Raw genomic sequence first — 21,574 nt, forward strand, 5'->3', positions numbered from 1 at the left:
GTGGTGACCGAGGACGATCGTCCCTGGTTACGATGAAATTGTGCCTTGCGAAAGGAAGCGCTGCCATTCGGCCACGTGCGGCAGCGGGATGGCCGAGTTGCATGTCGCGCCTGAACTGGCTGAATAACGAATGCGGAGCGAAGGAAACGGTAGGAATGTTGCAACGTTGATTTGCGTAACATGCCTCTGAAAGCCTCCGTCATGCATGGTCGATCACGGTCACGGGCAGGATGGGTAGCTTCGGATTGCTTCCCGGGATGGCGCGACGTGCAAGATCAGGCACAGGACCGAGGCGATGAAGAAGGCGTGGACGCTGTCGGACCGGATTCCACATCATGGATCGACCGTGACCCCGAGTTTCATCTCGACGCCGTGTGCCGTATTGCGGCCACTCTGTTTCGTGTTCCGATCGTCCTCGTTCCCCTCGCGGATACCGACTTTCTCCCCCTGAAGGCCGGACCGGGGACCGGGGAGGCCGAGCAGGATCGAGACGATGCGGTCACTTCACACCACATCGCCGGCGAGACCGACAGGCCGGTCGTGATCCGCGATCTCCTCGCCGATCCTCGTTTTGCCGATCATCCCCTGGCGAAGGGGGAGTTCCAGGCCCGGTTCTATGCCGGCATGCCTCTGGCGCATCGTCCCGGGCACCGGGCCGGTACGCTCTGCCTGATCGATACCGTGCCGCGTCCGGATTTCACCGAGGAGCAGCTGCTCCAGTTGCGGGACCTCGCCCTCATCGTCACCGGGCATCTGCGTCTCCATGACGCCAATGTGGAGCGCGAGGCCGAGCTGTGCGAGCGCCAGCGCGTGACATCCATCCTCACGCGCCGTGAAGCGCTTCTCCGGGCCGCCTTGGACTCCCAGCGCTTGGCCGAGGAGATCGCAGGGTTCGGACATTGGCGTATCCACATCCCCGAAGGGCGGGTCGAATGGTCCGAGGGAATGGCGCGGATCCACCGTCGCGAGCCCGTCGACCCTGCCTGGATTCCCCTCGACGAGCATCTGGCCTTCTACCATCCGGAGGACAGGGAGCGTGTGCGCTGGCATCTCGACGAAGCCGTGGCGGGGGTGGGCGCCTTCGCCCGCGACGATTACGAGCACCGGTCGCGCATCATCCGCCCGGGCGGGGAATGCAGGGTCGTCACCGAACGGGGAATCGTCGAGCGCGACCCGACCGGAGCCATCCGTGCCATTTCCGGAATCTGCCTCGACGTCACCGAACTGGCCCGTTCCGACCAGCATTTGCGCGAAACGACGAACCTTCTGCGCATCACCCTGGAAAGCATCGACGAGGGCCTCGTCATGGTCGATATGGATGACCGGGTCCGGGTTCATAACGAGCGGCTGAACCTGCTGCTCGACCTGCCGCCGGGAATGCTGCACGACGGCGCGCCGTTCGACGATGTCCGCCACTTCATCGCCGAGCGGGACGGGACGCTTCCCGCAGTTCTGGACAGGGGCGTCCGCGAGGCGAGACGCGAACGCGGCGAAGCGGGCGCCACCGGCGAGCACCAGCAGCGGGACGAGACCCTCCTCGAACTCTGCGGTGTGCCGCTGGCCGACGGCAGCACCGTCTACACATTCGCCGACGTCACCGCCCGCCAGATGGCCGAACGCTCATTGCGCGAGAGCGAGGCGTCCTACCGCCTGCTCGCCGATTTCCTGCCTCAGATGGTCTGGATCACGAACGATCGGGACGACACCACCTACTGCAACCGCCATTGCGACCGCTATTACGGACGGCCCCTCGTTTCGCTGCTGGAGCGGGTCGAATCCTACCACCCCGACGATCGCGATCGCGTCTATGGCGATGTGTGCGACCGTCACAAGGCGTGGCAGGACTACGATTTCGAGATCCGCATCCGCCGCGCCGACGGCGTCTATCGCTGGCACAAGGTCAGCAAGCGTCCGATCCGCCTCCTCGACGGCGCGCCCGGATGGCTCGCCACGGCCCTCGATATCGACGACATCATCACCGCCAGGATCGCGCTGGAGCGGACAGGCGACCTGCTGCGTCTGGCGCAGGACGCGGCGGAGGCAGGGGTCTGGGAGTGGGACCTGGTCACGGGTCGAGTCTGGCAATCCCAGGAAAGCGCGCGGATGCAGGGATTGCCGCTCGACGAGGCCGATCCGGCCGCCGGCCTTTCGATGACCATGGACGAGTGGGAGCGCAACGTACCGGACGAGGACGTGATCCGGGTTCGGAACGAGGCCCGCCGGGCCATCGCCACGCGCACAAATCACAGGGTGGAGTTCCGCGCCCTCCACCCGTCGACCGGTGAATGCCGCTGGTTCCAGGGGTTCGGCCGCGCCGTCCTCGATCCGCGGACGGGCGAGGTCTGCCGCTTCGTCGGCATGAATCTCGACATTACGGCCCGCAAGGAGACCGAGGAAGCGTTCCGGGCCAGCGATGCCCGCCTGCGCGTGAGCGAGGAACGGCTCGCTCTCGCCCTCGACAGCGGCAGGGACGGGTTGTGGGACGCCGATCTCCAGACCGGCGCGGTCTGGTTCTCCGACCGCTCCCAAAGCATGCTCGGCTACGAGCCCGGTGAATTCGGCAAGTCTTTCAGCTACGTCCAGTCCCTGATCCACCCGGACGACATGGCGGCTTGCCACGTCGCCGCGACCGCTCATTTCGAAGGCCGCCTACCGGCTTTCGGAATCGAGGTCCGGGTTCGCAACAAGGTCGGCGGCCATAGCTGGCTCCTCGCCCGCGGCAAGGTCGTCACCCGCGCCGCCGACGGTGCCCCGATCCGTTTCGTGGGAACCTATATCGACATCACGGCGCGCAAGGAGGCCGACCAGCGGATCGCCCATCTCGCCCGCCACGACGCCCTGACGGGCCTGCCCAACAGATCGGTGTTCCACGACCGTCTGAAACAGGTACTCGCGACGGTTGGGAACGGCGGCTGCGCGACGGCGGTGCTCTGTCTCGACCTCGACCGGTTCAAGGCCATCAACGACACGCTCGGGCATTTGGCGGGCGATACCCTCCTGAAGGTCGTCGCCGAGCGCCTGACCGACGTGGTGAAGCCCGGCGACTTGGTCTCCCGCCTCGGAGGCGACGAATTCGGCATCGTCCTGGTCGATCTGGACCGGAATGACCAGGCCACCGAGATCGCCCGCAGGGTGATCGATTCCATTGCCCAGCCGATCAAGCTGGACGGTCAACTCGCCAATATCGGGATCAGCATCGGCATCGCCCACGCGCCGGCCGACGGGCTCGAGGCCGACCCTCTCCTGCGGCATGCCGATCTCGCGCTCTATCGCGCCAAGGCCGGCGGTCGGAACACGTTCCGCGTCTATGAAGCCGGCATGGACGCGGCGATCGAGGAGCGGCTTCAGCTCGAGGTCGATCTTCGCCAGGCCGTGCTGCGCGGCGACCTCATTCTGCATTACCAGCCCGTGGTCGATCTCGAGACGGACACGGTGAGCGGCGTCGAAGCGCTGATGCGCTGGCCGCATCCCACCCGTGGGATGATCCCGCCCGCCACCTTCATCGAGATCGCCGAGGAGACGGGTCTGATCATCGATCTGGGCAACTGGGCCCTGCGCGAGGCCTGCCGGGAAGCCGCCTCATGGACCCATTCCGCCCGGATCGCGGTCAACGTCTCGGCGATGCAGTTTCGCGAGCCGGGCCTCGAACAATGCGTGATCATGGCCCTGTCGGCCTCGGGCCTCGCGGCGGACAGGCTGGAACTGGAAATCACTGAAAGCGTCCTGATCCAGGATACCGAGGCGGTGATCGGCTGCCTGCACCGCCTGCGCTACCTCGGCGTCCGGATCGCTCTCGATGATTTCGGGACGGGCTATTCGTCCCTCAGCTATCTGCGGCAATTCCCCTTCGACAAGATCAAGATCGACCGTTCCTTCATCCGCGAGATCGCCGATGCGGACACGGCTGCCATCGTGCGCGCCATCGTCGGGCTCGGCGAACGTCGCGGGACCACGATCACGGCGGAGGGCGTGGAGACCCGTGCCCAGCTCGATCTGGTGCGGGCGGAGGGATGCGGCGAGGTCCAGGGCTACTTCTTCAGCAAGCCCGTTCCGGCGCGGGACCTGCCGGGCGTCATCGCGAGGCTGTCCTGTGCCGAGAGGGCCGCCTGACGCGGAAACACCGAGGGATCAGGCGCCGAGACTGGCGAGATAACCCGGCGCGAGCCGAAGGCCGAGGGGCAGGGTGGTGACCGGCGGCGGGGTTCGGATACATTCCTCGAGAAAGCTCATCGTGTCCCCGATGACGGCTTCCGAGAACGGCTTGGCGATCACCGCCACCGCACCGGCGAAGTCGTCGTGAAAGCGGCTGGCATTCGCGGTGAGGAAGACCAGGGTCATCGTGGGCTCGTCGGCCAGATTCCTGGCCACGTCGAGACCGGACGAGCCGCCCTTGAGTTGCAGGTCGATGAGGACGATGTCGGGCCGCGTCCGCCGGGCCACCGCGATGGCGTCGCTCGCGGAGACCGCCGTGCCCACGACCTCGTGTCCGGCTTCTTCCAGCAGCATTTCGAGCTGCATCACGATCAGGGCTTCGTCTTCGACGACGACGATCCGCAGAGGTTCACTCACGGTGCGTTCCTGTTGCCGGTCCCGTCGCGGGGGAGGCGGATCTCGATCCGCGTCCCGGGCTCGGCCTGATGCCAAGCGATAGCGGCATTCAGCTGGCGCACAAGGCTCTCGATCAGGCGTTTCCCGAAAGTCCGGTCTCGAGCCACGTCCGGCGGCATGCCGATCCCGTCATCGGCGATCGTGATACGGATCATGTCGCCCTCGGGCTTCACCGAAAGCGACAGCTGGCCTGTGGCATCGCGCGGGAACGCGTGTTTCAGTGCGTTGGTGAGCAGCTCGTTCATGACGAGGGCGACCGGCGGCGCCTGTTCGACGGCGACCTCGACGGGAACGAGGTCGAAATCGAGCTCGATCCCCTGCCGCCCGGAGCCACGCACCAGATCGACGGCGAGTTCGCGCGCGAAGGCGGCGACGTCGAAACGCTGGACGTCGTTGGACTGGTAGAGGCGCTTGTGCACCGTGCCGAGGGCTTCGACGCGGGCCAGCATGGATTTGAGCGACGCCTTCGCATCGGGGTCGGTGATCGTCCGCGTCTGCAGGGTGAGCAGCGAGGCGATCATCTGGAGGTTGTTCTTCACCCGGTGGTCCACCTCGTGGACCAGCATCGTCTTGGCGGCCAGCGCTTCGGTCAGCTCTTTCGTGCGCTTCTGCACCTCGCGCTCGAAATGCAGTCTTTCGTTGCGCGTCTGCATGAGCGTGTCGATCCGGTCCGAGACGTCGAGCTGCGAGGCGAAGAAATACACCGTCTCGCCGTCGTCGTTGATCACCGGGCTGACATACAGCGCGTTCCAGAACTGGGTGCCGTCCTTGCGATAATTGAGGATGTCGACGGCGATGTCGCGTTTGGCCGTGACCGCGTCACGGATCTTGCGCACGGTGCCGGGATCCGTCTGCTCGCCCTGCAGGAAGCGGCAATTCTGGCCCATGATCTCGGGCCGGCTGTAGCCGGTCATCTTGAGAAACGCATCGTTGACGAAGACGATGGGATTGTCATCCTGCCGAGGGTCGGTGATCAGCATCGCCATGCGCGTCGCGCGGATGGCCGCCGCGAAAGGATCGCCCCTGCCGTGCTCGGCCCCCAATCGGTCGGTGAGGTGCCAGGCGTCGTCCGGTTCCATTTTGCCTTCCTGTGCTGACCGGCGCGTCTCGCGGCCAGAGCAAATGTCGTCAGTCACGACAAGGTTGCCTTCAGTATCACGAGGATCCGCATCGATCCGTCATGACGCGCGAAAGTTTGGCGACAAGGCCGTTATGAACTGAGATCAACGACATAGAGTACGTCTTTCAATCGACAAGCTTCGTCTTCTGGTTCTGTTTCCCCTCTTTTGATGCATTTCTTACGGAGCGTGTGCCTGAACACGGCGGGATAACCGTTGCTGTTCCATCACGTGCTCAACGTTTCGGCACGACCGAGGGAGCGATGATTGCCCGCCGAACCCCGGAACGGTAGAATGGTCAAGCTCGTTATGGTCGAGCTTGACTGCTCCGTTGCCGGTCGAACGCCAGGATCATCCCGTCATGTCGACATCTCGCCGGTTCGGATGGGTCAAGGGCGCGGCCGCGCTCGCGGTGGCCGCGCAATTGGCCGCCTGCGGATCGATCCCGCGCGTGGCCTACACCGCCGATCAAGCCGCCGCCGCGGTTCCTTCTGGGATGGATCTCAGCGTGCGCGCCTATGCCGACGCGTCGGAGAGCACCTTCACCGAGATGGTGGCGCGGCCGGAGCGCTCGAAGCGCGCCTTCGCCTACCTCGCCCTGTCGGGCGGCGGCGGTGACGGAGCCTACGGCGCCGGTATCCTCAACGGCTGGTCGGAATCCGGCAAGCGGCCCGAATTCGCCCTCGTCTCCGGTGTCAGCACCGGCGCGCTGATCGCGCCCTTCGCCTTCCTCGGGCCGGCCTACGATTCCACCCTCACCGACATCTATACGAGCGGCGTCGCCTCGACCCTGGTCCAATCGCCGAGCGTGGCCAACATCGTGTTCGGATCGGGCCTGTTCGGGGATGGCCGCCTGCGCGATCTCGTGCGCCGCTACGTGACGCCTGACCTGCTCGCCGCCATCGCCGAGCAGCACGCCAAGGGCCGCCGCCTCCTCGTGGTGACGACGAACCTCGATTCCCAGCGCGCCGTCATCTGGAACATGGGCGCCATCGCGGCCAATGGCGGTCCCAATGCCGTCTCGCTGTTCACGGATGTGCTCACGGCCTCCGCCAGCATCCCGGCCGTGTTCCCGCCCCAGCTCCTCGACGTGCAGGCCGAGGGCAGGGCCTTCCAGGAGATGCATGTGGACGGGTCGGTGGTGACGCCGGTCTTCACCCTCCCGCAATCGTTCCTGCTGCGGGACAACCGCCTGCGGACGGCGGGCAAGACCGACATCTACGTCATCATCAACGGACGTCTCGAGCCGGAATTCGACGTGGCGCAGAACAACACGCTGTCCATCGTCGAGCGCTCCTTCACCACCGCGAGCCGGGCGCGCAGCCGCGCCACCCTGGCCGCCACCTACGCCTTCACCCGCGGCAGCGGCATGGGCTTCAACCTCACCTATATCGACGAGGCCGCGCCGAACACGACCACGGCGCGGGGCTTCGACACCGGATACATGCGCCAGCTCTACGAAAGAGGGCGCGAGACCGGACGGACCGGAAGCTTCTGGCAGAAGAACGTCCCCACCGCTCCCCTCGTCAAGGCGATCGCCGCAGGCGCCGCGCGGAACTGACCGGCCGGCACCATCCCCCGGTGGGGTGGTGCCCTGCGCCGCCCGCTCTCGCGCTCGTTGCTGCACTGCGATAGGAGGATGGACATCCTCCCGTGTGGCCACCGGCCCGCATCTCCCCTGCGTTTGGCCGCTGACCTATGATCCAGATCGAAGACCTCACTTTCAGCGCCTGGGGCCGGCGCTTCTTCGACCGCGCGAGCGTGGCCGTCCCGCCCGGATCGAAGGTCGGGCTCGTCGGCCGTAACGGTGTCGGCAAGTCGACCCTGTTCAAGATCATCCTCGGCGAGTTCCAGCCCGATAGCGGCGTGATCCTGCTGCCGAAGAATGCCCGCGTCGCCTCCGTCGACCAGGAGCATCCGGCGACACCCGTCACCCTCATCGACACCATCCTGGCCGCGGATATCGAGCGCGAGGCCCTGAACCTCGAACTCGAAACCGCCGAACCCGAGCGCATGGGCGAGATCTACGGCCGACTCATTGAGATCGACGCCGACCGGGCGCCGGCCCGGGCGGGAGAGATCCTCGCCGGCCTCGGCTTCTCGGTGGAGGACCTGACCCGGCCGATGTCGGAATTCTCCGGCGGCTGGCGCATGCGCGTGGCGCTGGCCGCCGCGCTCTTCGCCGAGCCGGACATGCTGCTCCTCGACGAGCCCACCAACTACCTCGATCTGGAGGGCGCGCTGTGGCTGGAGGCGCGGCTGAAGCGCTATCCGCATTCGGCGCTCATCATCAGCCACGACCGCGAGCTTCTGAACAACTCGGTGGACGCGATCCTTCACGTCGCCAACGGCAAGCTCGAACTCTATACCGGCGGCTACGACGATTTCGAGAAGCGCCGGGCCGAGAAGGCGCGGCTGCAGGCCTCGACCAAGATGAAGCAGGACGCCGAGCGCGCCCATCTGCAGAGCTTCGTCGACCGGTTCAAGGCTTCCGCTTCCAAGGCGGCGCAGGCCCAGTCGCGCATGAAGCGTCTCGCCAAGATGGAGCCGATCTCCACCACCATCGAGGAGCATGTGGCCCCGTTCCACCTGCCTTCGCCGAAGCGCCCGCTTGCGCCGCCGCTGATGCATCTCACCGATGCCACCATCGGCTATGGCAATGACGAGCCGGTGCTGCGCGACCTCAACCTGACCCTCGACGTCGACGACCGGATCGGATTGCTGGGCGTGAACGGTGCCGGCAAGTCGACCTTCGCCAAGATGGCGGCCGGCGCCCTTAAGGTGCGGGACGGGCGCATGGTGCGCGAGGGCCGGGTGCAGGTCGGCTGGTTCCACCAGCACCAGATCGAAGCCCTCGACCCGAAGGACACGCCCCTCGACATCATCCGCCGCGAGCGGCCGGACGACAGCGAATCCGGGCGCCGCGCCAAGCTCGCCAGCTTCGGCCTCGCCTTCGACAAGCAAGAGACCACGGTCGACGCGCTCTCGGGCGGTGAACGCGCCCGGCTCCTGCTCAACCTCGTGGCGATGCAGGCGCCCCACCTGCTCATCCTCGACGAGCCGACGAACCACCTCGACATCGACAGCCGCCGGGCCTTGCTCGACGCGCTGAACGATTACGGTGGCGCCGTCATCCTCATCACCCACGACCGTTCGCTGATGGAACTGGTGGCCGACCGCCTCTGGCTCGCCGCCGACCGGACGGTGAAGCCCTTCGCCGGCGACATGGACGATTACGCCCGCTTCGTCCTCGACCGGTCGAAGACCGGCAAGACCGCGCCCGGCCAGGGTCGGGAGAAGAAGAACAAGCGCAAGGCGGCGTGAGGATAGATTCTGTCGCGTGCCGGCTCTTGTCTACATCCTGCGCTGTGCCGACGGTAGCTACTATGTCGGATCGGCGCGCGGCGAATCCCTGGACAAGCGACTTGGTGATCATCACGCCGGCACGTTTCCCGGTTATACCAGCAGCCGTCGCCCCGTTGCTCTGGTGTATGCCGCTCAATTCGAATGGATCACCGATGCCATTGCTTTCGAGCGCAGGCTGAAAGGTTGGAGCCGGGCGAAGAAGGAAGCCCTCATCGCCAGTGACTGGGATGCCTTGCAAAAATTGGCGAAGCGTCCGCGCCATGAAGGGACTTCCGACCCGCCGACCTCATCCTGAGGCGCTTTCGCAACGCGAAAGCCTCGAAGGAGCCCTCCAGTCTGCATTGCGATGACTGGAGGGCTCCTTCGAGGCCGCTCACGCGGCACCTCAGGATGAGGTTCGTGGTGGGTCGTGAGGAGCGATTCTGTGGGAAACTCCTCCGGGATCGCCCCTCACCCCCGGCTGCCGCCCCGCCACAATGAAGACGGGGGCATTGCTTCCCTCTCCCCGCGTGCGGGGAGAGTGATTGTTCGTCGAGCTTACTTCCGCAGGATCTTCGTCACGAGGCGGCCGATCGGGTTGCTCGAATCGTAGTTGCGGTCGTCGCGGACGACGGGGCGGTTGTCGTTGCCGAGAAGCTTGGTGACGAGGCGTCCGATGAGGCTCATGGCTGTATCCCTTCAAACCGGTTATGCGCCGCATTACGGCGCAGCTTGACGGTCAACACGCCGGACGTCCTCCCGTTCCGGATGAACCCCCAGATGACGTGCGCCCGTCCCGGCATCGCCCTTGCTCCTCTCGGGCCGAAAGAGGGGACACGATGACCGAGCGACTGCTCCATGCCGGCGCGAGCCTTGCGCTGCTCCTTGCGATCGCGATCCTGTTCTCCACCAACCGCCGGGCGATCCGACCCCGGACCGTCATCTCGGCCCTTGCCCTGCAGATCGCCATCGGCGCCGTCGTGCTGTTCGTGCCCGTGGGGCGGCAGGTCCTCGACGCGGCCTCCACCCTTGTTCAGACAATTCTGGCGTATGGCGATCGCGGGGTCCTGTTCCTGTTCGGCGGCCTCGTCGAGCCGCGCATGTTCGAACTCTTCGGCGGCAGTGGCTTCATCCTGGCCCTGCGGGTGCTGCCGCAGATCCTTTACGTCTCTGCGCTGATCGCGATCCTGTATCATCTGAGGGTGATGCAGACCCTGGCCCGCCTCATCGGGGCCGGACTCCAGCGGGTGCTCGGCACCTCGCCCATCGAGACCTTCTCGGCCGTCATCACCATCGTCATCGGCCAGAGCGAGATTGCCGTGGCCCTGCGGCCGTTCCTGATCCTGCTGACCGGGGCCGAATTGTTCGCCGTCATGTCGAGCGGGGCCGCCTCCACCGCCGGATCGATCCTGGCCGGCTACGCCGCCTTGGGTGTGCCGATGGAATATCTGCTGGCCGCCGGCGTCATGGCGATTCCCGGCGGGCTTCTCTACGCCAAGATCCTGATGCCCTCGACGGAACCGACGCGGGTGACGACCATGCGGGTGGAATTCGCCGAGACACGGGCGGTGAACCTCATCGAGGCGGCGGCCGACGGCACGCAGAAGGGCCTCGTCATCGCGGTCTCGGTGGGCGCCATGCTGATCGCCTTCACCGGGCTCATCGCCCTTCTCAACGGCATTGCCGGATGGGGCGGCGGACTGGTCGGCTATCCGTCTCTCAGCATCGAGGGCGTGCTCGGGCTCGTCTTCGCGCCGCTGGCCTGGCTCATGGGCGTGCCCTGGAGCGATGCGGGTCTGGTCGGCGGCGCCATCGGGCAGAAGATCGCCTTCAACGAGTTCCTGGCCTATGCGCAACTCTCGCCGGTGCTCAAGGCCGGCACGCTCGATGCCCGGACGACGGCCATCCTGTGCTTCGCCCTGTGCGGCTTCGCCAATCTGGCCTCCATCGCGATCCAGCTCGCGAGTCTGGCGAGCCTCGTTCCCGAGAGGAGGTCCGAGATCGCACGCTATGGAATGCGCGCGATCCTGGCTGGTACGTTGTCGAACCTGACGAGTGCGACCATCGCCGGCCTGTTCATCGGCTGACGGCGGACCCTCACGCGGCGGCGCGCTTGGCCTTGGACGGCTTGGCCGCTGCCGGGGCGGCCTTGGCCGGAGCCGTGACCGGGAGTTCGATGTCGACCCCGAGGGTCGACATGTCCTGGCCCCGTTCCAGGCGGATCTGGACCTTGTCCCGCTCCACCGTGACGTGCTTGGCGATGACGGCGAGGATCTCCTCCCGCAGGAGCATCACCAGGTCGGAACCGCCGGCCCCGGCCCGCTCGTGGGCCAGGATCAACTGGAGACGGTCACGGGCCGTGGGGGCCGAGGCGCGTTTGCTGAAGAGGTTGCGCAGGCTCATGCCGCCCTCCGGGTGAACAGCTTGTTGAGGAGAGACTTCTTGTCGGACGGCACGGTCATCGGAACCGTATCGCCCTTGAGGCGGCGGACGGCATCGATATAGGCCCGGGCCGGGGCGCTGAGCGGGTTGTTCATCGTCACCGGGCAGCCGACATTGGAGGCGCGCAGCACTTCCAGGCTTTCGGGGATGATGGCGAGCAGCGGGATCGAGAGGATCTCGAGCACGTCGTCGACCTTCAGCATGTCGCCGCGATCGGCGCGGGCGGGGTCGTAGCGGGTGAGGATGAGGTGTTTCTCCATCACCTCGCCGCGCTCGGCCTTCAGCGTCTTGGAATCCAGGAGACCGATGATCCGGTCGGAATCGCGGACCGAAGAGACTTCCGGGTTCGTGACGACGACGGCGAGGTCGGCGTGACGCATGGCCAGGGTGGCTCCGCGCTCGATGCCGGCCGGGGAATCGCAGATCACCCAGTCGAACTTCTCGCGCAGCTCTTCCATCACCTTGGCGACGCCCTCGTCTGTCAGGGCGTCCTTGTCGCGGGTCTGCGAGGCGGGCAGCAGCGACAGGTTCTCGAGCCGCTTGTCGCGGATCAGCGCCTGGTTGAGCTTGGCGTCGCCGTTGACCACGTTGATGAGGTCGTAGACCACGCGCCGCTCGGCGCCCATCACGAGGTCGAGGTTACGCAGGCCGACGTCGAAATCGACGACGGCGACGCTCTGTCCGGCCTGCGCGAGTGCTGCGCCGAGAGCCGCTGTGGTGGTCGTCTTGCCGACGCCGCCCTTGCCCGAAGTAACGACCAGAACCTTGGCCATGTTCGTATCTCTCCTTAATCCAAGGTTGCCATTTTGATGGAGCCGCTATCGAGCCAGATCTGCACGGGTTTCCCGCGCAGGGTCGTGCCCATGTCCTCGGCCGTGCGGACGAGGCGATCGATCCCAAGCAATTCGGGCTCGAACTTGCGGCAGTAGATGCGGGCGCGGGGGTTGCGGGCGGCGCCGGCGATGGCGCGCCCCCGCAATGCGCCGTAGACGTGGATCGAGCCGCCGGCGAGGATCTCGGCGCCGGAGGCGACCGAACCCATGACGGTGACGTCCCCGGTCGGGTGCACGATGGACTGGCCGGAACGGACCGACCCTTCGATCATGAGGGAGGTCGTCTCGGGCTCGGCATCGCCCGGGATCTCGATGCTGGTCGCCGGCCGTCCCGCCACCAGAAGCGGGGGGAGGGCGATGCCGTCGAGCAGGGTCTTGCCCGAGAGCGTGGCTTCCGCGCCCTCGATGCCGAGGATGCGGATGCGGCGGGTGCCGAGATCGGCCAGCAGCTTGCCCACCACGTCCGGGTCAGACCCGAGCGCCGCGATGTCGAGGATGAGGGGGCGGCCGTCGAACAGGGTCGGCGACCGCTTCAGCGAGGCGTCCAGATCGGCGAACCAATCGGGAAGCGGAGCTTCCGGAGCCAGGACGAGTGCCTTGAAGGCACGGCCTCGTAGCGTCACGGATCGGCGGGATGGAGGGGCGTGTGTCACGGGCTCTCGCGATTCCTTACCGAACCATTGACGGTCCTTATGGTTACCGCTTGGTTAACGAGCCGGCTTTCTGTGATCCTGTGACCCTATAATCCTGCGATCCCGGGTTCCTGTGTCGGCGCTACTCCAGCGCGGCGACCTTGATCGCATCGCCTTCCAGGCGGATCTGCGCCGGCTGGCCCCGGCGGTCCGGCCCGAGATCGTCTGCCGTCCGGTAGAGACCGTCGATGGCGAGCAGTTCCGGCTCGAACTTTCGGCAGGTGATGCGGGCATCGGGATTGCCGGATGCGCCCGCGATGGCCCGCCCCCGCAGCGCTCCGTAGATATGGATGGAGCCGCCGGCGATCACTTCCGCCCCGGAGGCCACCGATCCCATGATGGTGATGTCGCCTTCGAGATGCAGGATGGTCTGGCCCGACCGGACCGGCTGGTCGAGGATCAGCGAGCGGACGGGGCGCGGCGGCTCCGCGTGCGTGGGCGCGGGCGCGTCCGGCGTGGCGACCTCGTCCACCGGCCGTCCGCCGGCCGGGGCGGGGGGCAGCCCCTCGCCGAGGCTGCCGGATTTGGCTCCCTCGATCCCCATCACGGTGACGTCGCGGGCCTTGAGTTCGGAGACCAGGGCGGTGAGGTCCGCGCGGTCGAGGCCGAGACCGGACACGTCGAGGATCACCGGGCGCCCCACGAAGAAGGCGGGGGAGCGCCGGGACAGCGCGTCGAGGTCTTCGAGCCAGTCATGCACCGGTGCCGAGGGGGCCAGCACCAGGGCCATGAAGGAGCGGCCACGGAAACGGATTGGGGGACGGGAATTCGGCTGGGTCACGCGGGGGCGTTTCTGTTGTTCCGGAATCGAAAAGGGACTTCTTGAGCCGACCATATCGGCAGATCGCCCGGAACGCTCCCCTCCCGGCATCGTCGCCCACGCCTGTTTCTCTCATGCCTCCGGCCAGCCGCCGTTTCCCCTTGCCATGTGCCCGGATCGAACATAAAGATATCTTTATGTCTCAAGAGAGCGCCAAGACGATAGTCGTCCTTCCTTTCTCCGATGCCCTCGGTGTGCTGCGCGCCACCGCGGAAGAGACGCGCCTGCGCATCCTCGCTCTGTTGATGCAGGGGGAATTGTCGGTCTCCGATCTCACCGACATCCTCGGCCAGTCGCAGCCGCGCATCTCGCGCCATCTCAAGCTTTTGGTCGAGGCGGGTCTGGTGGAGCGGCATCGCGAGGGAGCCTGGGCGTTCTTCCGGCTGATCGAGGCGAGGACCGGGCTGGTGGAGCCCCTGGTCGGCGGTCTCGACCGCTCGAGCCCGCCTCTGTCCGAGGATCGGGCCCGGTTGGAGGGCGTGCGTGCCCAGCGCGCGGATGCCGCGCAGAGCTTCTTCGCCCGCCTCGCCCCGAAATGGGACCAGCTTCGCTCGCTCCACGTGCCGGAGGCGATGGTGGAGGCGGCGGTGATCGACGCCCTCGGATCGCGCCCGGTGCGCAGCCTGATCGATCTCGGCACCGGCACGGGGCGGATGCTCGGACTTCTCGCCCCCAGGGCCTCCCGCGCCACGGGGCTCGATTCGAGCCATGCCATGCTCTCCGTCGCCCGCGCCAATCTGGAGCGGGCCGGCCTGTCCGGCGTGGACCTGCGCCAGGGTGACATCCATGCACCGCCCTTCGGCCGGGGCAGCTTCGACCTCGTGGTGGTGCATCAGGTGCTGCATTATCTCGACGACCCCGCCCGTGCGCTCCGCGAGGCGGCACGGCTCGTGGCCCCCGGAGGCCGGCTTCTCGTGGTGGATTTCGCGCCGCACGATCTCGAATTCCTGCGCGAGGAGCAGGCCCATCGCCGCCTCGGCTTCGCCGCCGAGCAGGTGACGGGCTGGCTCGCCGATGCCGGGCTCGGCATGGTGGCGACACGCCATCTCGCCCCGGCCGACGAGAGCGGGCACCAGCTCACCGTGACCCTCTGGCTCGCCGCCTCGGCGGCCGAGCCGACCCTTGCTTCCGAGGCGGAGCGCGCGGTGGCCTGACCGGCCGCCACGGATTCCCGTCTCGACGACACACGTCTGAACCGAAAGATCTTGAGGACGACCCGATGCCCACCGCTTCCCATCACCGCGCCAGCCGCGACGGCTACCGTCCGATCCAGGTCTCCATCGAGTTCTTCCCGCCGAAGACCGACGAGATGGAGAAGGTCCTGTGGTCGTCGATCGAGCGGCTCGCCCCGCTCCAGCCGAAATTCGTCTCGGTGACCTATGGGGCCGGCGGCTCCACCCGCGAGCGCACGCACAACACCGTGGCGCGGATGATCAAGGAGACGAGCCTCAAGCCCGCCGCCCATCTCACCTGCGTGGACGCCACCCGCGAGGAGATCGACGAAGTTGTGCAATCCTATTGGGATGCCGGGGTACGCCACATCGTGGCCCTGCGCGGCGACCCGCAGGACGGCGTCGGCACCGCTTATCGTCCGCATCCGGGCGGCTATGCCAGGACCAGCGATCTTGTGGCCGGCATCAAGCGCATCGGCGACTTCAAGGTCTCGGTCTCGGCCTATCCCGAGAAGCACCCCGAGGCCGCCACGCTCGATGCCGATATCGATGCGCTGAAGGCCAAGGTCGATGCGGGCGCCGACCAGGCGATCACGCAGTTCTTCTTCGAGAACGACGTCTATCTCCGCTACGTGGAGAAGGTGCGGGCGGCGGGGATCGAGATCCCGATCATCCCCGGCATCCTGCCGGTGCAGAACTTCAAGCAATCCGCCAATTTCGCCCGCCGCACCGGCGCCTCGGTGCCGTACTGGCTGGCCGCCCGGTTCGAGGGGCTGGACAACGATGTCGATACCCGCCGGCTGATCGCGGCGGCGGTGGCGGCCGAGCAGGTGCTCGATCTGGTGGACGAGGGGGTCAACGACTTCCATTTCTACTCGATGAACCGCTCCGACCTCGTCTATGCCATCTGCCATCTCCTCGGCCTGCGCGCGCAGGCGCCGAAGGTGGCGGCGGCGAAGGCGGCCTGAACGACCCTGGGACGGGGGCCTCTCCTCCCCCTTGTGGGGAGGAGCTGGAGGTGGGGGTGGTGTCGGATACGGCGCGACATCTTCGCTGCCACCCCCACCCCTGACCCCTCCCCACAAGGGGGAGGGGGATCATCTGCGACGGAACTTGAGAGACCCCATGACAAACCTCCGCCCCGTTGACGGAAAAGAGATCGAAGCCGCCCTGCGCCAGCGGGCAGCGGAAAAAATCCTCGTCCTCGATGGGGCGATGGGCACCGTGATCCAGCGCCTCGGCTACGGCGAGGCGGATTTTCGCGGGGACCGCTTCACGGATCACGGCCATGACCAGAAGGGCAACAACGACCTTCTGATCCTGACGCAGCCCGACGCGATCCGGCAGATCCACCTCGACTATTTCCTGGCCGGCGCCGACGTCTGCGAGACCAACACCTTCTCGGGCACCACCATCGCCCAGGCCGATTACGGCATGGAATCGATCATCCACGAGTTGAATGCGGAAGGCGCCCGCCTCGCCCGCGAGGCCGCGGCTTTGGCCGAGAAGCAGGATGGCCGCCGCCGCTTCGTGGCCGGCGCCATCGGCCCGACGAACCGCACCCTGTCGATCTCGCCGGACGTGAACAATCCCGGCTACCGTGCCGTGACCTTCGATGGGGTCAAGACCGCCTACATGGAGCAGGTGCGCGGCCTGATGGATGGCGGCGCCGAACTGATCCTGATCGAGACGATCTTCGACACGCTCAACGCCAAGGCGGCGGTCGCTGCCGCCTGGGCAGTGTTCGAGGAGCGCGGCATGGTCCTGCCGATCATGATCTCGGGTACGATCACAGATCTTTCCGGCCGCACCCTCTCGGGCCAGACGCCCGAAGCGTTCTGGAACGCGCTGCGCCATGCCAGCCCGCTCACCATCGGGCTGAACTGCGCGCTCGGTGCTAAGGAAATGCGCGGCCACATCTCCGAACTCTCGCGCATCGCCGACACCCTGGTCTGCGCCTATCCGAATGCGGGTCTTCCCAACGAGTTCGGCCTCTATGACGAGAGCCCCGAAGCCATGGGCAGGCTGGTGGGTGAGTTCGCCACCGCCGGCCTCGTCAACATGGTCGGCGGCTGCTGCGGCACCACCCCGGATCATATCCGCGCCATCGCGCAGGCCGTGGAAGGCGTGAAGCCTCGCGCGATCCCGGAGGTGCCCCGCCTGATGCGCCTGTCGGGCCTCGAGCCCTTCACGCTGACGAAGGAGATTCCCTTCGTGAATGTTGGCGAGCGCACCAACGTCACCGGCTCGGCCAAATTCCGCAAGCTCATCACCGCCGGCGACTACGCGGCCGCCCTCGACGTGGCGCGCGATCAGGTGGCGGCGGGCGCCAGCATCATCGACATCAACATGGACGAGGGCCTGCTCGATTCCGAGAAGGCGATGGTCGAGTTCCTCAATCTCGTCGCCGCCGAGCCCGACATCGCCCGCGTGCCGGTGATGATCGATTCCTCGAAATTCCACGTCATCGAGGCCGGACTCAAATGCGTCCAGGGCAAGGCCATCGTGAACTCGATCTCCATGAAGGAGGGCGTCGAGAAGTTCATCAGTGACGCCAAGGTGTGCCGCTCCTACGGCGCCGCCGTGGTGGTCATGGCCTTCGACGAGCAGGGCCAGGCCGACTCTTACGAGCGCAAGGTCGAGATCTGCACCAAGGCCTACAAGGTGCTGACCGAGGAGGTCGGCTTCCCGCCGGAAGACATCATCTTCGATCCGAACGTGTTTGCCGTCGCCACCGGCATCGAGGAGCATAACGGCTACGGTGTCGCCTTCATCGAGGCGACCAAGACCATCCGCGAGACCCTGCCCCACGCTCATATCTCGGGCGGCATCTCGAATCTCAGCTTCGCCTTCCGGGGCAACGAGCCCGTGCGTGAGGCGATGCACGCGGTGTTCCTGTACCATGCGATCCAGGTCGGCATGGATATGGGCATCGTGAATGCCGGCCAGTTGGCGATCTACGCCGAGCTTCCGGCCGAGCTGCGCGAGCTGTGCGAGGACGTCGTCCTCAACCGGCGCGAGGATTCCACCGACCGGCTGCTCGATGCGGCCGCGCGCTTCAAGTCCGGCGGCGGCGTCCAGGCCAAGGCGGCCGATCTGTCCTGGCGCGAGGCTCCGGTGGCGAAGCGCATCGAGCACGCCCTGGTCAACGGGATCACCGAGTACATCCTCGTCGACACCGAGGAGGCGCGCCTCGGCGTCGAACGTCCGCTCCACGTCATCGAAGGCCCGCTGATGGCCGGCATGAACGTGGTCGGCGACCTGTTCGGCTCGGGCAAGATGTTCCTGCCGCAGGTGGTGAAGTCCGCCCGCGTGATGAAGCAGGCGGTGGCCTATCTCGAACCCTTCATGGAAGCCGAGAAGCTCGCCAATGGCGGCGACGGTAAGCGCCAGGCCGCCGGCAAGATCCTGATGGCGACGGTGAAGGGCGATGTCCACGACATCGGCAAGAACATCGTCGGCGTCGTGCTGGCCTGCAACAATTACGAGATCATCGATCTGGGCGTGATGGTGCCGGCGGCCAAGATCCTCGACGTGGCCAAGCGCGAGAATGTCGACATCGTGGGCCTGTCCGGCCTCATCACGCCCTCGCTGGACGAGATGGTTCACGTGGCGGCCGAGATGGAGCGTGAAGGGTTTTCGGTTCCCCTGCTCATCGGTGGCGCCACGACCAGCCGCGTCCACACGGCGGTGAAGATCCACCCCTCATACAATCGGGGTCAGACCGTCTACGTGACGGATGCGAGCCGTGCGGTCGGCGTGGTCTCGAGCCTGCTCTCGAAGGAGACGCGGGACACCACCATCGCCAACATCCAGGCCGAGTACCGCAAGGTCTCGGACGCGCATGCCCGCTCGGAGCTCGACAAGCAGCGCCTGCCGCTCGCCAAAGCCCGCGCCAACCCGTTCAAGATCGACTGGTCGGGTTACCGTCCGACCAAGCCGAGCTTCACCGGCGTGCGGGTCTATTCGTCGTATGAGGTCGCCGACCTCGTGCCGTATATCGACTGGACGCCGTTCCTGCAGACCTACGAGTTCAAGGGCCGCTACCCGGCGATCTTCGAGGACCCGAACCAGGGTCCCGCCGCCAAGGCCCTGTTCGACGACGCTCAGGAGATGCTGAAGCAGATCGTCGATGAGCGCTGGTTCAACCCGAAGGCGATCATCGGCTTCTGGCCCGCCAACAGCGCCGGCGACGACATCACCCTGTTTACCGGCGAGAGCCGGTCGGAGAAGCTTGCGACCTTCCACGGTCTGCGCCAGCAATTGTCGAAGCGCGACGGGCGCGCCAATACCTGCCTGTCCGATTTCGTAGCGCCGAAGGAGACGGGCATCGGCGATTACGTCGGCGGGTTCGTGGTCACGGCGGGGCTGGAGGAGGTGCGGATCGCCGAGCGCTTCGAGCGGGCCAACGACGATTACCGTTCGATCCTGGTGAAGGCGCTCGCCGACCGCATCGCCGAGGCGCTGGCCGAGCGCATGCACGAGCGGGTGCGCAAGGAGTTCTGGGGCTATGCCGCCGACGAGACCTTCGCCCCCGAAGATCTCGTGCGCGAGGAATATGCCGGTATCCGCCCGGCACCCGGCTATCCCTCCCAGCCCGACCACACCGAGAAGGTCACGCTGTTCGACCTGCTCAAGGCCGAGTCGCGCATCGGCGTGAAGCTCACCGAGAGCTACGCCATGTGGCCGGGCTCCTCGGTCTCCGGCCTCTACATCGCCCATCCGGAAGCGCATTACTTCGGCGTCGCCAAGGTGGAGCGCGATCAGGTGGAGGATTACGCGTTGCGCAAGGGCATGGACCTGCGCGAGGTGGAGCGCTGGCTCGGCCCCATCCTCAACTACGACCCGGCCCGCTACCTCGCGGCGGCCGCCGAATGACGCCGGATCTCGGTGAGCCTGACCGATGCGGCAGGCTCACCGAGGCGTGGCATAAGCCGCGCGATCTGGTAGAATGGCGCTCTGTGTGTCCGGCGGAGGCTTGACCGTGGTCTCCGTCGCGCTTCAATGCGATCCCCTGATCGATGGCTTGAGCGGAGCGCGACCACGTTGAACCGGACCACCGGAATTCTGGCCGTCGCGGTCACGCTCGCTTTGGGAGTCTCCGGCTGCACCGGTTTCTCCTATCTGTCGAAGAACTACGCCGCTGTGGGCGTCCAGATCGTCACGATCGGCTGCAAGGACCCGTATTCCGTCTACGACCAGCGCCGCGTGAACAAAATGCTCGTCGTCTCCGATGGATTGCGGGAGATCACGGGGTGCGGCATCGACGAGCGCTATGACGGGCAGGGCGGCCCGGCGGAGACCCGCGCCAAGCGCCTGCGCGAGGCGGCCCGCACCTTCCTCGACGAGACCGCCCGAGAGAATTGCAAGATCACCGGGGAAGCGGTCTTCTCCGACCTGCAAACGGAATTCTCCTATATCTGCAAGCCGACGCCGGAAGAGCGTGGCCTGAAGGTGCCGAGACTTCCCGGTCGCTGAGGGAAGCGCCGGTCCAGCGCCCTAATCGTCGTTCGTGGAGGACGGGCGCGGGAACGTCCGTTCCGCCGCATCCCCCGATGCCGCGAGCAGGGCACGGGCGAGGTCGCGGGCCTCGCGCCGGTCGAGGGCCAGAATGGCCGTGAAGGGTGCCCCGGACAGGTCCGCGAGGCCGAGTTCGAGCCGCACACCGTCCGGCAATGCGGCGACGGCGAGACTCCAGTCCCGTTCCTGCTGCCTGTTCATGCGCCTGTCTCCCGTTCGGTTCGCCACGACATCGGACCGGCGATGGGACGCGACCGAGCGGAGAACTCCGATGCCGCGATGCCTGGAACCGCGCATGGAATGACCGATTGCGGCCCGCAGGGCCAGAGCGGAAGCGCCGCCCGCGAAACTCTCTCGGCCGAGGAATATTGACGGGCGACGGCGGAACGGTGTTTCTCCGCCCGCGAAACGGCCGGATCGCCGGCCCGGCAGCCAATGCCCAGGAACAAGGAAACGCCGACATGTCCGAGATCTGGTTCCGCACCGGAGAGGCCACCGTCCTCGCCGCCGATGGCCAGTACACCGACGCGATGCCGGAGGTGCTGATCGGCTCCACCCGTGGCCCGGTAGGCCAAGCCTTCGCCGGCATGATGGGGCAGGTCCAGGGGCATACCCGCATGTTCGTGGTGCGCGACCTGAACCAGCTCGTGCGCCCCTCGACGATGATGACCACCAAGGCGACGATCCACACCGTGGAATACGTCAACCTCCTGGGCGGCGTGGTTCAGGCCGCCACGGGCGATGCCATCGTCGATTGCGTGATCGAGGGTATCCTGCCGAAGGACGGGCTCGACGACCTGTGCATGATCATCATGATCTGGCTCGACCCGCGCTGCGCCGAGGACGCCAATCTCGACCAGAAGGACCTCTACCGCACCAATTACGAGGCGACGAAGCTTGCCATCGCCCGCGCCATCAAGGGCGAGCCGACCATCGACGAGCTCATCGCCAACCGCAAGACGGTGAAGCACTACGCGCTCGAGGACATCGTCGAGTACTGAGAGACCGGGGGTGGGGGGATGCA

General features: G+C 66.5%; 18 protein-coding genes. 10 read left to right on the plus strand and 8 right to left on the minus strand.

Annotated features, from left to right (window positions below; translation table 11 throughout):
- The first annotated feature begins 306 nt into the window (after window positions 1-306).
- On the plus strand, window positions 307-4,110 hold the full coding sequence (locus ACYQML_RS09035; RefSeq protein ID WP_461235353.1) for an EAL domain-containing protein: 3,804 nt from the start codon (window positions 307-309) through the stop codon (window positions 4,108-4,110).
- 18 nt (window positions 4,111-4,128) lie between these two features.
- Here ACYQML_RS09035 and ACYQML_RS09040 read toward each other — a convergent pair whose 3' ends face one another.
- Both ACYQML_RS09040 and ACYQML_RS09045 read right to left on the minus strand, forming a co-directional pair.
- Window positions 4,129-4,569 carry a response regulator gene (locus ACYQML_RS09040; protein WP_461235354.1) on the minus strand — a complete coding sequence of 147 codons (441 nt, stop codon included), beginning with the start codon at window positions 4,567-4,569 and terminating at the stop codon, window positions 4,129-4,131.
- A complete protein-coding gene (locus ACYQML_RS09045; protein ID WP_207410248.1) occupies window positions 4,566-5,687 on the minus strand; it encodes a histidine kinase dimerization/phosphoacceptor domain -containing protein in 1,122 nt (373 codons plus the stop codon). Before ACYQML_RS09045 ends, ACYQML_RS09040 begins: the two co-directional genes overlap by 4 nt.
- 400 nt (window positions 5,688-6,087) lie before the next feature.
- Here ACYQML_RS09045 and ACYQML_RS09050 point away from each other — a divergent pair, with 400 nt between their 5' ends.
- From ACYQML_RS09050 to ACYQML_RS09060, 3 genes are all read left to right on the plus strand, one after another.
- Window positions 6,088-7,287 (plus strand): patatin-like phospholipase family protein, encoded by a 1,200-nt coding sequence (locus ACYQML_RS09050; RefSeq protein ID WP_200919193.1) that lies wholly within the window; start codon window positions 6,088-6,090, stop codon window positions 7,285-7,287.
- A 137-nt stretch (window positions 7,288-7,424) separates the two neighbouring features.
- Window positions 7,425-9,050 (plus strand): ABC-F family ATP-binding cassette domain-containing protein, encoded by a 1,626-nt coding sequence (locus ACYQML_RS09055; protein WP_207410250.1) that lies wholly within the window; start codon window positions 7,425-7,427, stop codon window positions 9,048-9,050.
- A 16-nt stretch (window positions 9,051-9,066) separates the two neighbouring features.
- Complete coding sequence (locus ACYQML_RS09060; protein ID WP_461235355.1) at window positions 9,067-9,387, plus strand: GIY-YIG nuclease family protein; 321 nt, start codon at window positions 9,067-9,069, stop codon at window positions 9,385-9,387.
- Window positions 9,388-9,629: 242 nt separating this feature from the next.
- On the opposite strand, the gene ACYQML_RS09065 is transcribed toward ACYQML_RS09060, so the two are convergent.
- Window positions 9,630-9,758 (minus strand): hypothetical protein, encoded by a 129-nt coding sequence (locus ACYQML_RS09065; RefSeq protein ID WP_018045197.1) that lies wholly within the window; start codon window positions 9,756-9,758, stop codon window positions 9,630-9,632.
- 152 nt (window positions 9,759-9,910) lie between these two features.
- On the opposite strand from ACYQML_RS09065, the gene ACYQML_RS09070 reads away from it, so the two are divergent.
- Window positions 9,911-11,158 (plus strand): NupC/NupG family nucleoside CNT transporter, encoded by a 1,248-nt coding sequence (locus tag ACYQML_RS09070; RefSeq protein ID WP_461235356.1) that lies wholly within the window; start codon window positions 9,911-9,913, stop codon window positions 11,156-11,158.
- A gap of 10 nt (window positions 11,159-11,168) precedes the next feature.
- On the opposite strand, the gene minE is transcribed toward ACYQML_RS09070, so the two are convergent.
- The 4 genes from minE to minC (ACYQML_RS09090) all read right to left on the minus strand — a co-directional run bounded on the left by minE (window position 11,169) and on the right by minC (ACYQML_RS09090) (window position 13,819).
- Window positions 11,169-11,474, minus strand: a complete 306-nt coding sequence (gene minE, locus ACYQML_RS09075; RefSeq protein ID WP_018045195.1) for a cell division topological specificity factor MinE — start codon at window positions 11,472-11,474, stop codon at window positions 11,169-11,171.
- The gene (minD, locus tag ACYQML_RS09080) at window positions 11,471-12,286 is read right to left on the minus strand and encodes a septum site-determining protein MinD (protein ID WP_018045194.1); all 816 of its coding nucleotides are present in this window, start codon (window positions 12,284-12,286) and stop codon (window positions 11,471-11,473) included. The genes minE and minD overlap by 4 nt, the downstream gene beginning before the upstream one ends.
- Before the next feature lie 14 nt (window positions 12,287-12,300).
- On the minus strand, window positions 12,301-12,999 hold the full coding sequence (gene minC / locus ACYQML_RS09085) for a septum site-determining protein MinC (RefSeq protein WP_056432051.1): 699 nt from the start codon (window positions 12,997-12,999) through the stop codon (window positions 12,301-12,303).
- A gap of 121 nt (window positions 13,000-13,120) precedes the next feature.
- Entirely contained in the window at window positions 13,121-13,819 is a 699-nt protein-coding gene (gene minC, locus ACYQML_RS09090) for a septum site-determining protein MinC (protein WP_461235357.1), read from the minus strand.
- Between the two features lie 176 nt (window positions 13,820-13,995).
- Here minC (ACYQML_RS09090) and ACYQML_RS09095 point away from each other — a divergent pair, with 176 nt between their 5' ends.
- The 4 genes from ACYQML_RS09095 to ACYQML_RS09110 all read left to right on the plus strand — a co-directional run bounded on the left by ACYQML_RS09095 (window position 13,996) and on the right by ACYQML_RS09110 (window position 20,508).
- Complete coding sequence (locus ACYQML_RS09095) at window positions 13,996-15,012, plus strand: ArsR/SmtB family transcription factor (protein ID WP_461235358.1); 1,017 nt, start codon at window positions 13,996-13,998, stop codon at window positions 15,010-15,012.
- Between the two features lie 65 nt (window positions 15,013-15,077).
- Window positions 15,078-15,998, plus strand: coding sequence for a methylenetetrahydrofolate reductase [NAD(P)H] (gene metF / locus ACYQML_RS09100; protein WP_056432058.1), 921 nt, complete (start codon window positions 15,078-15,080; stop codon window positions 15,996-15,998).
- Between the two features lie 157 nt (window positions 15,999-16,155).
- Complete coding sequence (gene metH / locus ACYQML_RS09105; protein ID WP_461235359.1) at window positions 16,156-19,908, plus strand: methionine synthase; 3,753 nt, start codon at window positions 16,156-16,158, stop codon at window positions 19,906-19,908.
- A 168-nt stretch (window positions 19,909-20,076) separates the two neighbouring features.
- A complete protein-coding gene (locus ACYQML_RS09110; protein WP_056432068.1) occupies window positions 20,077-20,508 on the plus strand; it encodes a hypothetical protein in 432 nt (143 codons plus the stop codon).
- A 21-nt stretch (window positions 20,509-20,529) separates the two neighbouring features.
- On the opposite strand, the gene ACYQML_RS09115 is transcribed toward ACYQML_RS09110, so the two are convergent.
- Entirely contained in the window at window positions 20,530-20,751 is a 222-nt protein-coding gene (locus tag ACYQML_RS09115) for a hypothetical protein (RefSeq protein ID WP_461235360.1), read from the minus strand.
- Window positions 20,752-21,011: 260 nt separating this feature from the next.
- Here ACYQML_RS09115 and fae point away from each other — a divergent pair, with 260 nt between their 5' ends.
- Complete coding sequence (gene fae, locus ACYQML_RS09120; RefSeq protein WP_056432453.1) at window positions 21,012-21,551, plus strand: formaldehyde-activating enzyme; 540 nt, start codon at window positions 21,012-21,014, stop codon at window positions 21,549-21,551.
- The last annotated feature ends 23 nt before the right edge of the window (window positions 21,552-21,574 follow it).

It is taken from the genome of Methylobacterium sp. CM6244 (assembly GCF_054817885.1).

Excerpts from the sequence above, each read along its gene's own strand:
- ACYQML_RS09045 (WP_207410248.1), bottom strand. The coding sequence starts at position 5,687 with ATGGAACCGGACGACGCCTGGCACCTCACCGACCGATTGGGGGCCGAG.
- ACYQML_RS09050 (WP_200919193.1), top strand. The coding sequence starts at position 6,088 with ATGTCGACATCTCGCCGGTTCGGATGGGTCAAGGGCGCGGCCGCGCTC.
- ACYQML_RS09055 (WP_207410250.1), top strand. The coding sequence starts at position 7,425 with ATGATCCAGATCGAAGACCTCACTTTCAGCGCCTGGGGCCGGCGCTTC.
- ACYQML_RS09065 (WP_018045197.1), bottom strand. The coding sequence starts at position 9,758 with ATGAGCCTCATCGGACGCCTCGTCACCAAGCTTCTCGGCAACGACAAC.
- ACYQML_RS09070 (WP_461235356.1), top strand. The coding sequence starts at position 9,911 with ATGACCGAGCGACTGCTCCATGCCGGCGCGAGCCTTGCGCTGCTCCTT.
- minE (WP_018045195.1), bottom strand. The coding sequence starts at position 11,474 with ATGAGCCTGCGCAACCTCTTCAGCAAACGCGCCTCGGCCCCCACGGCC.
- minD (WP_018045194.1), bottom strand. The coding sequence starts at position 12,286 with ATGGCCAAGGTTCTGGTCGTTACTTCGGGCAAGGGCGGCGTCGGCAAG.
- ACYQML_RS09095 (WP_461235358.1), top strand. The coding sequence starts at position 13,996 with ATGTCTCAAGAGAGCGCCAAGACGATAGTCGTCCTTCCTTTCTCCGAT.
- metF (WP_056432058.1), top strand. The coding sequence starts at position 15,078 with ATGCCCACCGCTTCCCATCACCGCGCCAGCCGCGACGGCTACCGTCCG.
- metH (WP_461235359.1), top strand. The coding sequence starts at position 16,156 with ATGACAAACCTCCGCCCCGTTGACGGAAAAGAGATCGAAGCCGCCCTG.
- ACYQML_RS09115 (WP_461235360.1), bottom strand. The coding sequence starts at position 20,751 with ATGAACAGGCAGCAGGAACGGGACTGGAGTCTCGCCGTCGCCGCATTG.
- fae (WP_056432453.1), top strand. The coding sequence starts at position 21,012 with ATGTCCGAGATCTGGTTCCGCACCGGAGAGGCCACCGTCCTCGCCGCC.